Below are 16195 nucleotides of genomic sequence, written 5' to 3'. Positions count from 1 at the left end.
TTTCTATTCCTTTTCCAGGAAAAGAATATACTGCTCTGCTACCATATTCAGCAGTTTTTACAAATACTTAAGCAGAGCTACAAAACTTTATAGTTTAAGTTCTTGAATCAGATGTTTAAATTCTAATCCCAATTTAGGGTGTGCAACACCATAATGCAGTACAGCTTTCAAATAACCAAGTTTACTGCCGCAGTCAAAAGTTTGACCTTGCATCCGATAGGCTTCCACTATGTCTGTACTTTGAAGCATCGCAATAGCATCAGTTAACTGAATTTCATTGCCCGCTCCTTTCGGAGTATTTTCTAGAAGCTGCATAATCTTAGCCGGTAAAATATAACGTCCGACTACAGATAAATTAGAAGGTGCAGAGCCGACAGCAGGCTTTTCGACAATACCCTGCATAACAATACTTTCACCCTCAGCCGGGCTCTGTTTTACATCAACAATCCCATATTGATCTACTAAATGATCGGGTACTGCTTCAACCATGATTTGAGCAGCTTGACTCACTTCATAACGAGAAATCATACGCGATAAATCATTTTGCCCTGAGTTATCTTTAACCAATACATCTGGTAACAACACAGCAAAATCATCTTGCCCAATAATACTTTTTGCGCATAAAACAGCATGCCCCAAACCCAAAGGTTGAGGCTGTCTTACACTCACTACACTTACATGAGGTGGGATAATTTGAGTAATCTCATCAAGCAGATCAAACTTTTTCTTCTGCTCTAAAGTCGTTTCAAGTTCAAAGTTTCGATCAAAATAATTTTCAATTGATGCTTTAGATGAGTGTGTTACCAGAATAATTTGCTCAATTCCTGCTTCTACAGCTTCACGCACTACATATTCAATCGCAGGACGATCAACTACTGTGACCATTTCTTTAGGAATTGACTTACTTGCTGGTAAAAAACGTGTACCTAATCCAGCTACAGGTAAAACTGCCTTTTTAATCACACATTCACTCTCTAATTAACCATAATATCTTTACTACGTTTATAACCATCAACATAGTGTTCAAGTTGACATAGCGCCCAATCAATATCTTGCTGGACAGCAGTCATATTATTCACTCGATCAAAGACTTCTTGAATTTCTGTAAGAGGGTAGAATTTCTCAAAAGATCGAAGAATTCTACTATGCTCGGTATATTCAGTATTTTCTTGATCAATTAATAATTCTTCGTAAAGTTTCTCACCTGGACGCAATCCACTATAATGAATTTCGATATCCCCTTGCTTTGAACCTTGTTCACGCACAGTTAAACCACTTAAAGAAATCATTTGTCGAGCCAAGTCCTGAATCCGGACAGGTTCACCCATATCAAGTAAAAACACATCACCGCCTCTACCTAATGCACCAGCTTGAATAACCAACTGAGATGCTTCAGGAATAGTCATGAAGTAGCGTGTTACTTCTGGGTGAGTCACAGTAATTGGACCACCTTTCGCAATTTGCTGTTTAAATAATGGCACTACTGAGCCAGAAGACCCTAATACATTACCAAAACGTACGATACTAATTTGAGTTTGCTTTTGGGCTTCAGCCATTGCTTGACAATAGAGCTCTGCCATACGTTTCGATGCGCCCATTACATTGGTAGGACGTACTGCTTTATCGGTCGAGATGAGAACGAACGTTTCCACACCTTTTTTCACAGCTGCATTTAGACTATTTGCAGTACCAATCGCATTGTTCTTTAATCCTGCAATTGGATTACACTCAACTAAAGGTACATGTTTATAAGCAGCAGCATGGTAAACGGTCTGAACACCATATTGCTCGATAATACGTTCTAATTTCTGTTGATCTTGCACTGTACCTAAAATAGGAACGATTTCACATTGAGCCGTTAAGCGTAATTCTTTTTCTATGCTATAAAGGGCAAACTCTGTAATTTCATAAATAATCAGCATTTTAGGCTGATTCTTAACAATTTGACGGCATAATTCAGAACCAATTGAACCACCGGCACCAGTAACCATGACGATCTTATTTCGAATATTTTTTGCGAGCAAATGGTCTACAGGAGGTACAGGATCACGTCCCAGCAAGTCAATAATGTCTACTTCACGAATATCTGCAACTTTGAGCTCACCATCAACAAGTTGTGTAAGACCAGGGAGTTCAGTAATTTTAAGATGTGCAGGTTCTAGCTGTTGAATAATTTCACTTTTACGCACACGGCCTACAGAAGGCAATGCTAACAAAATTTCATCTATTCTATATTTTTCAAAACGTTGTAAAGCTTTCTCTAAAGATAGTACTTTTAAACCGCCAACCATATGGTCGTGTAAAGAAGTATTATCATCAATAAAGAACATTGGCAAATGATCACCCGAACGATAAAGTACTGCTGCAATTTGCTGACCAGCATCACCCGCACCATAAATTGCTACACGTTTACGCTCTTCACTCGTTTGTAAGGCAGCTTTCACAATAAAACGAATAAATGCACGGCTACACCAAACCCAACCAAACATTAAGAAGCCAAACATTAATGGAATTGAAGTCGGAACAAATGCAGGTGAAAAAGCATTCATGCCATATAAAACAATGACCATCAGCGCAACAGCTATCGCTAATTTAGCAATAAAGGCTTCGTTAAATGTTCGAACAATAAACCGATAAACTCCAGTTATCATTAAACTTAAAATAGCAACAATTGTAACAATTGCTACGCCATAATTGATACCTGGAATAACTTCTGCACCTAAGTCAAATAAACGAAGGGCGTAACATAACCACAAAATAACAGGAACAGCAAAAAGGTCTATAAGAACCAAAAAACATTGTTTCGCAAGTCTTGGGGCTGATGCGAATTGATAGATAATCTTTTTCACAATACTCTTCTAATCGTTCTAGTAACCGTGCGATATTTATACTCATTTCTTATATAACTAGAAACAAGTTTTACGCATTGGTTACATAATGTATATCAAACCATTATTACTAAATCTGTAACACATTACTTACCCTAGAAAGTCTTATCAATCATAGGGGTTATAAAGTTGTACACTTTTACATCTTTTGTTTCTAAATTAAGAAATTATCACTACATTGAATGAGTAACCACACTACCAGCTGGTAGAAATGATAAGGAGTCTATTTTCTTATTCCCTACAACTTTAACACCTACACTAAGATGAGCAAATTCACCAATATGAGTATCATGATCGATTGACGCAGCCATGTTTATAATTGCTCCATCTCCTACTTTCACATCAAACCCCACTACACAACCAGCCATAATAGTTACTCCCTCACCAATTTCAGCATTAGGGCTTATGATGGCAGATGGATGAACAACTGTAGCAATAGGTATCGATAAATTTTCTAATAGTTGAAACCATTTTTGTCTGAGCTGGTTATTTCCTACAGCAGGAATTGCAGCAGAAATATCTGACAGTATATCTGGGATACTATTTATATTCGTGACAATCGGAAAGCCCGCTATATCTGTTTTTTGTGGCCAACTGTCATCAGCAAATACCACTTTTTTCCATTTGCCCGACAAGAGAGCAGCTTCTGCAACAGATTTACCATGCCCACCTGCACCTAAAACTAATAAAACATTCTTTTTAAGCATTTTCAGTTTTTCCGGCACCAAAGAATAAAGCAAGTAAAATCAAAGGAATGTAAGCTATTAACAATAAAGATTCTGGCATCATTACTTTTTGTGATGCAAGATATGCAATAGGTAAAAGCCAAAATACATTAATCAGCAGTACACCAATTGTTACTGTAGTATGACTATTGTATTTGCGTGAAGCGTATTGATATGCATGAGATCTATGCGCATCATACATTTTATGCCCATTAATCACCCGACGGATTAATGTAAAAGTGGCATCGACGATAAATACACCTAGACATATGATCCATGCACAAAATAAAGCAGGGTCTATTTTTAAAGAAATTAAAGCCAGAATACCTAGAATTAATCCGAGAAAACCACTGCCGGCATCTCCCATAAAAATACGAGCTTTAGGAAAGTTCCATAGAACAAAACCAAGTACACATGCCGCTAAAATAAATAATAATTCACTAGATAACGGTGTACCTAATGCTAAATAAATAAAACCAAGACTTAGTACAGTAGTAATTGCTTCAACACTGGCAATTCCATTAATCCCATCCATGAAATTATATAAATTGAGTAACCATACAAGAAAAAGTACTGCAATAATATTTGCGGACCAACCTAACTGCAGGTTTCCATTGAATAATGCAACCTCAGAGAAACCACCTAGGAAAAAAACAGTACTAATCGCAATAACAAAGTGAATTGCTAATCGAAGCATTGAATTGATATGGCCATGATCATCAAGAAAACCTAAAACTGCAACACCTAATCCAGCAGCAACTAAAATTGAACCCGTAGTTGATTCTAATTGATGACTAACTATCAATCCCACTAAAAATAATAAGAAAGTGATAACAATAGATACTCCACCACCACGTGGTGTCGGAATTGTATGGGAACTTCTTTCATTCGGATTATCAATAATATTTTTCTTCAATGCGTAATGGCGCATATAGCCTGTAAGCAAGAACGAAATTAAAAAACTTGCTAATATTATCCAAATCATCAGCATAAGTTACTCACTTCTCTCAAAATATATTTTTCCTGTTTTTTCCAGAGCAGCATACGCATTAATTGGAGGAGTCCAATTTAATAAATTACGCGCTTTTGAAGCATCGATCTCTAAAGATAAGAATAATTGCTCATACAACTTACCCTTACCGACACATATAGCCCCTACCCTCATAAGAAATTTAGGGATATATATTAAGTTTGCCTTTCGCCCCATACCTTTTCTTATTGAAATCACAAGCTGTTGGGTAGAAAGTACCTCATTATCTGAAATTAAAAATAATTCATTTTTTGCTTGAGGATGCTCAATACAAGCTTCGATAAATGAAACTAGATTTTCTAATGCAACAAAAGAGCGCCTATTATTGAGGGAAGCAAAAGGTAAAGGTAGGTTAGTTGAAGCAAGTTTAAGTAATCGAGCAAAGTTGCCAGGAGCATCAGCAGCATATACTAATGGCGGCCTAATTATGACAAGCTCAGTATTTGTATTCTCAAATAATTCTTTTAATGCTTGCTCCGCTTCCAGCTTAGAAATTGCATAATCGGCATGAGGTTGTGGTGGATCTAATTCATCAAAAGCTTTTTTATTTGTTACGGCTCCATTTACACCAATTGAACTAATAAAAATAAACCGCTGAACATTATTTTCTAAGGCTTGTCGAGCGAGTTGTAATGTACCCTCCACATTTACCGCTCTAAACTGTTCTAAAGGGTTTTGCACATTATCATTTAATATATGTGCTCTTCCTGCTAAATGTATGATTACATCAATATCATTAGGAATAGGTGTCGAAAAAACAGATTCAGAAGTCGCGACTAACTGCTCCACCTTTTCAGGTAGAATATACGATTGCCGTCTATTTAAAGCATATATCTTTTGATATTTATTACTCAGAATGAGTGAACGGATCAAAGACTTACCAACAAAGCCAGATGAACCTGTAACTAAAATATTTTTCATATTACGATTCCACAATGTCAGCAAAACTTTGCAGCAACTTATCCTGATGATAATGATCTTGTAAAATTTGACGTGGTGAATTAGACACTTTGTTCAACTTAGTTTTGCAAATTTCATCAATTAATGATGCTAATCTAACTGGATCATTTGGCTCACAGATCCAGCCAATATTATGTTCTTTAACCATATTAGCCACTTCTGCATCTTCTTCCATAATAGCTAAAATTGGTCTATCAGCAGCCATAGTAAAATAGGCCTTACTAGGAACACCGAGGCCAAGCATGCCTTCTGCTAAAGTTACGATAGCAATATCACATGAGCTCAAACCTAAACTTCGCTGTTGGGCAGCTAACTCTCCAATATAAGCAACTTTATTTTTATTGTTCTCTTCTTCAGCAAACTCTTTTACCAATTGAGCATCATTTCCACCGCCAATAAATAAAAATTTGGCAGATGGATTATTAATTAAGTTTATTGCAGCTAATAAATTAGAGATGCCTTGGACACGTCCCATATTTCCAAAAAATTGGAAAACTATATTTTCGTTCCAGCCAAGTGAGCTAATAATTGAAGACTGTTGTTTCTCTCTAACCTCTATTTCAGTGAAATCTACCCAGTTCGGAATCACTGTAATATTATCGCTACCCGTTTTTTGTCTCATTAAGTTTTTCATATCACGGCCAATCACGATCAGATGATCGGCTCTAGAATAGATACGATTAAAAATAAAATTCATTATTTTAAATAAGACAGAATTTTTCTTTAAAATTCCTGCAGGAACTAAATTCTCAGGAAAAACATCATGAACGAGCAAATACCATTTAAATGGAATGAATACCCTTAAAAAAGCTAATAAAACTAGGAGAAAAAGTGGGTTTGTTCCAGAAACAACAACCTTATCCTTAGCTAAGTTTTTTAACAAAATCTTAAAAAAACCAAAAGTTTGCTGTAATTGACCAAGCAATCGCTTAAATAAATTATTTTTATCATAAGAAGCATGTAAAAATAATAAGAAACCAATATTGCTACAGAACTTTTTCTGTATTTCCTCACGATCTCCTGAATAAGGCGCTATAACAGATAACTGCTCAACCCCATCGGATTGAGCAAGTTTCTGTATAATCTTATACCAAAAGTATCCTGTAGAATTTTGATCAGGATCAATAAACTCTGAAACAACCAATACTTTTTTCACAGTTTATAACCTTAAAATTGCTTCCAAATCACTCGATTTACATAATCTGTGTAGCTCATAATGATACGCACAACTTTTTCACTTACGTTTGGCATACTGTAGTCTTCAACTAGACGTAAAAGACGATCTTCACCTCTAGTCTGACCTTCTAAAATTGCTAAACCTTGTAAAATACGTTCCGCTTTTAAACCTACCATCATTACAGCAGCTTCTTCCATTCCTTCGGGACGCTCATGTGCTTGACGTAAGTTAAGTGCCGGGAAGTTTAAAATTGATGATTCTTCGTTAATTGTTCCACTATCAGACAATGCGGCTTTTGCTGAAAGCTGTAACTTGTTGTAGTCACTAAAACCAAGTGGTTTTAGTAATTGAATTAAAGGATGAAATTCAACATTTAACTCTTCAATACGCTTACGAGTACGAGGATGTGTAGATACAATCACAGGATATTTATATTTCTCTGCAACTGCATTTAACATCTCTACCAAATCTAAGAAGTTCTGATCTGAGTTAATATTTTCTTCACGGTGAGCACTCACAATAAAATATTCATGCTCTTTTAAATTTAAACGTTCAAGAACATCAGAGGCTTCAATTTTCGCTTTGTAATGATGAAGTACCTCAAACATTGGACTACCTGTTTTAATTACTAAATCAGCGGGTAATCCTTCAGCCAATAAATAATCACGGGCAATCGTACTGTAAGTTAAATTAATATCAGCAGTATGATCGACAATTCGGCGGTTAATTTCTTCAGGAACGCGCATATCGAAACAACGGTTTCCAGCTTCCATGTGGAAAGTTGGAATCTTGCGGCGTTTTGCAGGTAATACTGCCATACAGCTGTTTGTGTCCCCTAAAACAAGTAAAGCTTCAGGCTTTACCTCATCTAAAATTTTATCCACTGCAATAATGACATTACCAATCGTTTCTGCACCGGTAGCACCAGCTGCATTTAAGAAATGGTCAGGTTTACGGATACCCAAATCAGTAAAGAAAATTTCATTTAATTCATAGTCATAGTTTTGACCAGTATGAACAATAACATGATCAAAATATTCATCACACGCAGCCATTACGCGAGACAAACGGATAATTTCTGGACGTGTGCCCACCACTGTCATTAATTTTAACTTTTTCACAAATCTATACTCTTAATTTGTTATTGGCATCGCATAAGTATCTGGCTTATTACGATCAAAAATTTCATTTGCCCATAGCATCACTATCATCTCATCATCACCGATGTTAGTAATGTCATGTGTCCACCCAGGCACTGTTTCTACAATTCTTGGTTCATCACCTTGCGTTTCAAGCTCATAAAATTCACCTGTCACGACATGCTTAAACTTAAATAGTGCCTTACCCTTAATAACAAGAAACTTTTCAGTTTTTGTATGATGATAATGACCACCGCGGGTAATCCCTGGATGAGCAGTAAAATAAGAAAATTGTCCTGCATCTGGAGTTTTCAACATTTCAACGAATACGCCGCGGGCATCACCATATTTTGGAACACTATAATCAAATTGCTCAGGTTTAAAAAAACTTAAGTATGTTGAGTAAAGTGCACGAGTAAGACCTGTTCCCACACGGTCAGTAATAAGTGTATCTCTTGATGCTTTAAAGCCATTTAAAACTTTAGCCAAATCACCTACTGTAATTTGATATTCAGGTTCGACTTGGAAAATTTGTTCAACTTGTTGCCCATTCAGAATATTCCAGAATGTTTCCACTACATCATCGACATACACAAGACGAATCACAGCATTTTCATCGTGAATTTGTAGCGGCAAGTCATTTGCAACGTTATGGCAAAAAGTCGCAACAGCTGAATTATAGTTAGGGCGTGACCACTTACCAAAAACATTAGCTAAACGGCAAATATAGACTGGATTACCTTGTGCTTGATTAAGGGCTACCAATGCCTGCTCACCACCTAACTTACTTTTACCATAAGGATTATCACGTTCAACCTGAATAGAAGATGATAAAATAACAGGCGTTTTCTTATTTGCTTGCTGCAAAATTTGAGCGATCTTTTCCGTTAAAGTGGTGTTGCCTTCGGCAAATTCACTTTCATTTAGAGGGCGATTCACTCCTGCTAAATGTATAATCCAATCAGCAGCTAAAACTGATTGTTCAAACTCTTGATCTGTTGTTTCACGATGAGCTTTTAAAATCTCAATCTCAGGTTTTTCTGATAAAAATTGAATCAAGTTCTTTGCTATAAAGCCATTTGAACCTGTTACTAAGATCTTCATATTTATGCCTCTGGATCTACATATTGTCCTTTAGTCAAAGCTCTTACAAACTCTAACTTAAGTAATAGTTTCTTCATTCCTTCAACATCCAAACGCTCAGTATTATGCGAGTTATAATCGTCAAATTCTGTAATCTTTAAGTCACCATCTTCTACGTATTTCTCATAGTTAAGATCACGTTGGTCTGCCGGTACTCGGAAATAGTCTCCTTGGTCGATGGCAACAGCCATTTCTTCACGGCTTAGTAAAGCTTCATATGCTTTCTCACCATGGCGGGTTCCCATAATGGTAATAGGATAATCTTTCTCGTTTAGTAATTCTTTTAATGCTTGAGCTAGAACTTCAATTGTTGCAGCAGGAGCTTTTTGTACAAAAATGTCTCCATTTTCACCATGTTCAAAGGCGTACAGAACCAAATCTACCGCGTCTTCAAGTGTCATCATGAAGCGAGTCATATTAGGATCGGTAATAGTTAATGGTTTACCTTTACGCATTTGGTCAACAAATAAAGGAATTACCGAACCACGCGATGCCATTACATTACCGTATCTGGTACAGCTAATAACAATATCTAAATTTTCTAAGTTTCTTGATTTAGCAACGATTACTTTTTCCATCATTGCTTTAGAAATACCCATTGCATTAATTGGATAAACTGCTTTATCTGTACTTAAACATACTACGCGGTTAACACGATTCTGAATTGCCGCTTCAAGTACATTTTCCGTACCAATTACATTGGTTTTTACAGCTTCCATTGGGTGGAATTCGCAAGATGGAACTTGCTTTAAGGCAGCTGCATGGTAAATGTAGTCAACACCACGAGTAGCATTTAAAACGCTATTGTAGTCACGAACATCACCAATATAGAATTTAAGCTTAGATGAATGATATTTTTTACGCATATCATCTTGCTTTTTTTCATCACGGCTAAAGATACGGATTTCTTTGATATCTGTTTCTAAAAAACGTTTTAGAACAGCATTACCGAAAGACCCTGTACCACCAGTGATTAACAAAATTTTATCTTTAAACATACTATCCACTATTTGCTATATAAATGTGTGATTAATTTTTTCTGCAAGTTCCACTTTTGTTCTGCAGAAGGGTAATTTTTCAATAGGACTTTTTTCCCATTCTCAACTAATAATTGTTGCAATTTCTCATTACCAGATAGTTCTAAGATTGCATTAGCGATACTCTTTTCATCTAATGGATTAAAATATAACGCAGCGTCTTCACATAGCTCTGTTGCAAAGGGACGATCACTTACAAGTAAGGGCCTATTTGCTAAGAATGCTTCAGGAAATACAGCAGTCGATGACTCAACAAGACTAGCGCAAATTATAGCGTTACTCTGTAAATATAATTCAGCAAATCTTGAATTTGGTACAAAGCCTACTGTTGCAATAAACTCATCAACTTGATGTTGTTTAGCGAGATTTAAAAGATTTTTCCAATCAGGACTACTTTCAGGAATAGTAAATAAAATCTTGATCTTATTTTTAAGAATAGAGCTCATTTTAATCTCTACAAGAGACAGAATAATCTGCTCAAGATTTTTATGAGGATAATAACTTCCTGGTACAAGAATCTGAAAAATATTCTTTTGTTTAGTGATTAGCCCCTCATTAGCTAATACATTTTTTTTAAAATTTGGGCTATATGAGTTACCAATAACAAAGATTTCTTCTTGTGAATAACCTAAATAATTTGCTAATTTTGTTTTAACCAACTCGGTTTCAACTAATAAATAGCTATGAGTCCATTGAAAGATTTTTTTCTTAATAAAATTTAAAATTTTTTCTTTAACGCCTATATTCAATTCTTTTTCATATAACATTTTCCCTAAAGCAAAACCTTGTAATGTAGTAGCTTTAGGTTTCCAATAAGCGGGTCCAAAAACCACAAAAACAAAATCTGGATTATGTTTCTTTTCAATTAAAGAAATACGCTTTCCTTGAGAAAATTTTTTATAAATTGGTTCTATATTTTCTATATAATAATGCTTAATATTATTTCTTGCTGATAAGGATAGTTGTTTATCAATTTCAGTATTAACTACACAGACCACCTCAAAATCTTTATCAGCAGTAATATTTTCGATTATAGATAAGGCGACTTGCACCCCTCCACCTTTAGAAACTATAGAAGAATCAATTAAAATTTTCATAAGAAAAATACCAACCTATAATTAGAGAAAAATTTAATATGAATTATCATCTAAGTCTTCCAGCAATATATAATGCAATAATTCCAGCAAGCATAGAACTAAATGAAGACATTAAATCACCCCTAAACATAAAAAAGAATGAGGAACATAAAAAAGTACCTATATATATTAAATAATTATTATCTTTAAACTCAAATCGAGTTAAATATAATGTATCAATAGTTTTCATTATCCCCCCCAAAAATATGGAGAAAAATAAAATTCCTAAATATCCAAAATTAACAAAACCTTCTGCCACGAATGGCATAGAAATATTATTAAAAAAATATCCATTATTTTCAGCCAGTTGATAACCACTACCAACAGCTTTATCTGGCCAAAATACACGAGGGATAAAGAAAAATATAACACCTAATAATTGATGCCCATATGTTACAAAATCAAATCTCAAAACATCCATAAAATTTTGATAGGCATCAAAATGGCCTTGAATAAAAAAGTTTTTATCTGGAATAAATGAAAGCTCAATATCTGAAGAAAAATAGCGAAATTGGTTTAAAAATGGAAATACTAAAAATAATGAAAAAAGCATTACGCAAGTAATATATATTGGTTTTTTTATGCTTTTAAAGTATGCTAAAAATATTGGCAAATAAATAAAAGCCACCATAAATCTTGGAATAGAAGTTGGAAATGCACATAGCAATACAAAACTAAATAAGATAATCTTTTTTAATGTATTTTTAGAATCTACAAATCTTAAAAAAATAAATGCAGGTAAAAATCTAGAGAGATAACTTAAAATACTTAAAAAAGGATTTAGCTCTAAATATTCAAAATCATCATCGGCAATACCCCTAAAAAATATACGCAAAAAATTAAAATTTAAAGTATAAAGCACTACAAAAAGGCATAAAAAACATATTAATAAAGAAATTAAAAAACTAGGTTCCTTCCAATTAAAATTTTTATTAGAATAATTTTTTAAGTTATTAGGATAAAAATAATATACAAAAAAGACTACAATATTAATTAAAAATATGATTATATTTGTAAAAAAATACTCATCACTCGAAAATGGAATTTTTGCCCAAATTGTTATATTTGTAGAATAATGTATCCATGGTACAAAAACCATAAATATAAGATTAAATATATAAAAAAATAAAAGAACATTAATCATTCTTTGTAAGCTTAGTGCTATAAAAAAAATAGTAAAAAATAAGTTAATAACAAAAGTAAGCCCAACACTATCAAGCTCTAATGAAAGCGTAAAAGCAAGCATTAAAAAGAAGAATAAAAGAAATCCAGAAAACAAAAAATTGTTAGTATAAAATTTCATTAAAGATTCTCTCTAAGCTTAAAATTCAAGAACATTAAAATTATGATTTTTCAAAATATTAAAAAAATCAGGATATTTACTTATAAGCGCATTAGTCTGAATAAAATAAATATTAATACCATCAAGAGACTTAACATTTAGTGCTGCAGAGCTCATAAAAGTATAAATATTAAGATAACAATTCTGATTTCTATCAAGAAAATCTATAATATAATCTTCAAAAATTTTTTTAGTTTCTACAATCTCTACATTCTTAGGAGTATTTTTCTCTCTAGGATGAGGAAAATATAGCTTTATATTAAGATCACCCATCATTTTTTCAATTTTTTCGTTAGATAAGTATGAGTCAAGCTCCTCATAAGGTTGACCTAAAAAAACATTCAAACCTTTAGTTCTAATTTTATTTTTTTCATTCCCATTAAACAGTTTAATTTCCATAGTATCTTGAATAATATTTTCAAACTCTGGATATATTGTGTAATGTAATTTACTCATACTCTTAATATCTTCCTGAAAATACTTAATACCTAGCATCCTAAATATTTTTGATTTTTTTATATCATTAATATTCTTTAAGTAATAAATACTTGTTTTTACAATATTAGCCGTTCCATCATCAAATGTAAAAATGCAGCTAGATTCCATTTTCTTTGAAAGAATATATTGAAAGTATCTGGAATCAATACTTGATAAATAGTAGTTATTATATTTTTTATTAAAACTACTCAAATTAAATTGAAAAATGAATTTTAAAAAATTAATTAAATTATAAATTGAGTTTTTATAAATCACATGCGAGTACCAATAAACTCGAGCATATTTTTTTAATTTTTCTGCATAATAATTAAATTTCTCATTATTCTCTAATGCAAATATTATGATATCAAAATCTTCTGCTGGTTTGCTTTGTATAATTTTCTCTGCTATAAGGATTTGTAATGGTGTTACACACATTATCAAACTTTTTTGACGATGTTCCATAAAACTACCAACATGAAAAGATTAGAAAGAATTAAAGCGAATGGAATCCATTCTAATTTCAATTGACTAAAACCATATAACGTACATACATAGAGTAATGAACTACTAAAGCTTACAAGCGATATAAGTTTGGTTTTAGCATGATAAAATAAGTAATTCACTAGAATAAGATATGGCATAGTTAGGCCATAACCTACCAAAAATATTACGGTAAAGTACTTTGATGCACCATACGCCCTCCCCAGAAACAATTCATACAATTGTTCAGGCAGAAGCCAACCAACTACAGCAGGTAGTATACTTAAAGGTACACTTAATAATGTGTATTTTTTTATCTGCGTTAACGTCAAAGTACTATTTTTAAGAGCTTGGTAATAATGAGGAACTATAGCTTTGTTAAGGGCCATGAAAATTATTGGTAAGACTAAAGCTATTTGTACTCCTGCTGAATAGATACCTAATTCCGATTTTGTGTACTGTTGGTAGATAAAAATACGATCTAGTTGCCCTTTAATGAAAATACTAGACTGATGTAGAATCAGGGGGAATCCGAATGAAAAAATATAAAGGATACCTAAATATAGTCTAGGCCATGTAAAGCGATAGTTATCTCTAAATAAGTCTCCCAATACCAAACTTGCAATCACGAATGTTGTTAGATTTGCAAAGACAATTGCCAATACGCGGTAGGCTACTAATTCTTGACTAAAGTATTCAAGCACAGCGACTGTGAATAAGACATTAGTTAAAGATAAGATAATTTGGATTGTAATATATTTTAGAGGCTGTTTTTGACACTGACGCAAAGCAAGTTGGACATTCACAAAAGACTGAAACATCGTTGCTAGCACAACATATGCCATGATTTCTGCTTTGAACCACCAGCATCCAATTAATAATATAAAAGAAATAGCTATGTTAAATAAATACCCTGCTTTAACAACTGTATTTAGTGCTTTCTTACCATAAAAATAGAAATAGCGTGTAACGGCACCATCTTGACTTAAGCCAACGAAAATTCCAAATAGAGATAGCATTGTTAGATAATAAGATAACTCACCAAAACCATCAGGCCCAAGCTTTCTTGTTAAATACGGCAACATCAGAAAGGGGAGACTTTTCGCAAAAAGCTCCCCGATCAAATAAATAAAGCTATCTTTTAAGACCTTCATTCAATAGCCCTATATTTTTACTACACTAGATTTCATTTACAAACTAAAGCCATCATCTACAATAATATTTTGACCTGTTACATATCTTGATTGTTCAGAAAGTAAGAATAAAACTGAACCTATGATTTCTGTAACATCTAACATACCAGCTCCATGGGTATGGCTCTTATATGCTTCTAAAAATGGTTCAGGTTGATGATCAAAGATACCACCTGGACTTACACAATTAATGCGGAATCGACTATCGTTGACATAAGCGACTGTGTATTTGTTTAAATGGAGTGTTGCTGATTTAATTGCAGCATACTCAACAGGCATTGTCATTTTCGTGTTGTTATAGATATCAAATTTTGGAGCAACTACTCCATAAATAGATGAGATATTCACCAGCGAAAAAGGAGTCTGGGATTGTGTAAAATATTTTGCACATTGCTGAGTGAACAAAAACATACTACCTAAATGTAGTGATAAGTTCTCATTAAAGCTTTCAAGGGTCACATCAAAAAAATGTGAACCATATGTCTTATTACGTGGATATGTTGTATTAACAGCTCCATCAATTTTAAGATCTGGTGAAAAAAATGACTTTACACTTGATTCATTTGTTACATCTAAACAAGCCAACGATAACTTTTCGTTTGTAGGATCAACCCCCAAACTATTTAATCGAGTTGCCATAGATTCAAGGTTTATATCAGCAGCAATAACTTTTGCGCCTTGCTCTAATATAGCCGCCACCAAACGTGTTCCTAGTAGTCCACCAGCACCAGCTACTAAAAAGGTTTTATTCTCTAATAAATTTTGCATCAGTTATTCACCTTTAATAATAGCTTCAGCTAAACGAAAATCGTAAATATCATCGATATCCACAGCTCTTGCTTTTGGCACTTCAATACTCGCAACTTTTCCTGAAAATAAACCATAGTTATTTAATACAAACTCAGGTGTTGTCGCATAGACTACTGTTGTAATATCAAAAACTTTGGGAGCGTCTTGACGGCGTGATACCTCACCTTCAGGCTGATTGACAAGCTCAACAAAACCAGCCTCATTGTACTTAACCATATTGAAATATGGACTGCGACTTGCAGGTGTAACTGCAATACAAATATCAGCTGTCTCTGCTTGTCTTTTTAAAATCGCAGCCTCTACATCCTCTTGGCTACGTAATGGACTAGTTGCAGGTAAACTAACAAACCCATCAAATGAGCCATAGTGCTCAGTTGCCCACTCAACTGCATGACGCCAAGACAACCATTCTGGACTTTGATCAGTTGCTAGTTCAACAGGTCGCTCTATAAGAATTGCTCCCCCTTCTATAGCGACTTGTGCAATAGCCTGATCATCTGTTGAAACAAAAACTTGTTCAATCAAATCCGATGCTAAAGCAGTATCAATTGAATATTGTAATAACGGTTTTCCTGCCAATGGTTTAATATTTTTTCCAGGTAAACCTTTAGAGCCGCCTCTAGCAAAAATAAATGCAAAATTTCTCATATAAGCA

15 protein-coding genes are annotated in these 16195 nt (G+C 33.8%); all 15 read right to left on the bottom strand.

What is annotated here, in order from left to right; genetic code table 11:
- Nucleotides 1–87: 87 nt before the first annotated feature.
- Nucleotides 88–963 (bottom strand): UTP--glucose-1-phosphate uridylyltransferase GalU, encoded by an 876-nt coding sequence (galU, locus tag J663_RS16035; protein ID WP_032053498.1) that lies wholly within the window; start codon nucleotides 961–963, stop codon nucleotides 88–90.
- Nucleotides 964–974: 11 nt separating this feature from the next.
- The gene (locus tag J663_RS16030) at nucleotides 975–2849 is read right to left on the bottom strand and encodes a polysaccharide biosynthesis protein (RefSeq protein WP_033850910.1); all 1875 of its coding nucleotides are present in this window, start codon (nucleotides 2847–2849) and stop codon (nucleotides 975–977) included.
- Nucleotides 2850–3061: 212 nt separating this feature from the next.
- Complete coding sequence (locus J663_RS16025) at nucleotides 3062–3595, bottom strand: acetyltransferase (RefSeq protein WP_033850908.1); 534 nt, start codon at nucleotides 3593–3595, stop codon at nucleotides 3062–3064.
- Nucleotides 3588–4604, bottom strand: coding sequence for an MraY family glycosyltransferase (locus J663_RS16020; RefSeq protein WP_033850907.1), 1017 nt, complete (start codon nucleotides 4602–4604; stop codon nucleotides 3588–3590). The genes J663_RS16025 and J663_RS16020 overlap by 8 nt, the downstream gene beginning before the upstream one ends.
- Nucleotides 4605–4607: 3 nt before the next feature.
- Nucleotides 4608–5564, bottom strand: a complete 957-nt coding sequence (locus J663_RS16015) for an NAD-dependent epimerase/dehydratase family protein (protein WP_033850906.1) — start codon at nucleotides 5562–5564, stop codon at nucleotides 4608–4610.
- Between the two features lies 1 nt (nucleotide 5565).
- Entirely contained in the window at nucleotides 5566–6759 is a 1194-nt protein-coding gene (locus J663_RS16010) for a glycosyltransferase family 4 protein (protein WP_033850905.1), read from the bottom strand.
- Nucleotides 6760–6770: 11 nt separating this feature from the next.
- Nucleotides 6771–7901 carry a non-hydrolyzing UDP-N-acetylglucosamine 2-epimerase gene (gene wecB / locus J663_RS16005; RefSeq protein WP_033850904.1) on the bottom strand — a complete coding sequence of 377 codons (1131 nt, stop codon included), beginning with the start codon at nucleotides 7899–7901 and terminating at the stop codon, nucleotides 6771–6773.
- Between the two features lie 12 nt (nucleotides 7902–7913).
- Nucleotides 7914–9023: a UDP-2-acetamido-2,6-beta-L-arabino-hexul-4-ose reductase gene (gene wbjC, locus J663_RS16000; RefSeq protein ID WP_033850903.1), complete on the bottom strand. Its 1110-nt coding sequence runs from the start codon at nucleotides 9021–9023 to the stop codon at nucleotides 7914–7916.
- Between the two features lie 2 nt (nucleotides 9024–9025).
- On the bottom strand, nucleotides 9026–10060 hold the full coding sequence (locus J663_RS15995) for a polysaccharide biosynthesis protein (RefSeq protein WP_033850901.1): 1035 nt from the start codon (nucleotides 10058–10060) through the stop codon (nucleotides 9026–9028).
- Between the two features lie 8 nt (nucleotides 10061–10068).
- Entirely contained in the window at nucleotides 10069–11196 is a 1128-nt protein-coding gene (locus J663_RS15990; RefSeq protein WP_033850900.1) for a glycosyltransferase, read from the bottom strand.
- Between the two features lie 46 nt (nucleotides 11197–11242).
- Nucleotides 11243–12538 (bottom strand): O-antigen polymerase, encoded by a 1296-nt coding sequence (locus tag J663_RS15985; protein ID WP_033850897.1) that lies wholly within the window; start codon nucleotides 12536–12538, stop codon nucleotides 11243–11245.
- Nucleotides 12539–12556: 18 nt separating this feature from the next.
- Nucleotides 12557–13519: a glycosyltransferase family 52 gene (locus tag J663_RS15980; RefSeq protein WP_033850895.1), complete on the bottom strand. Its 963-nt coding sequence runs from the start codon at nucleotides 13517–13519 to the stop codon at nucleotides 12557–12559.
- Nucleotides 13495–14691 carry an oligosaccharide flippase family protein gene (locus tag J663_RS15975; RefSeq protein ID WP_033850893.1) on the bottom strand — a complete coding sequence of 399 codons (1197 nt, stop codon included), beginning with the start codon at nucleotides 14689–14691 and terminating at the stop codon, nucleotides 13495–13497. Before J663_RS15975 ends, J663_RS15980 begins: the two co-directional genes overlap by 25 nt.
- Nucleotides 14692–14727: 36 nt before the next feature.
- On the bottom strand, nucleotides 14728–15498 hold the full coding sequence (locus J663_RS15970) for an oxidoreductase (RefSeq protein ID WP_033850891.1): 771 nt from the start codon (nucleotides 15496–15498) through the stop codon (nucleotides 14728–14730).
- A 3-nt stretch (nucleotides 15499–15501) separates the two neighbouring features.
- Nucleotides 15502–16188 (bottom strand): cytidylyltransferase domain-containing protein, encoded by a 687-nt coding sequence (locus tag J663_RS15965; protein ID WP_033850890.1) that lies wholly within the window; start codon nucleotides 16186–16188, stop codon nucleotides 15502–15504.
- Nucleotides 16189–16195: the final 7 nt, after the last annotated feature.

Source organism: Acinetobacter sp. 826659, from assembly GCF_000588515.1.
Classification (GTDB): Bacteria; Pseudomonadota; Gammaproteobacteria; order Pseudomonadales; family Moraxellaceae; genus Acinetobacter; species Acinetobacter pittii.
The sequence above is the reverse complement of the archived record's forward strand: the minus strand, read 5'-3'. Positions and strand labels throughout refer to the sequence as shown.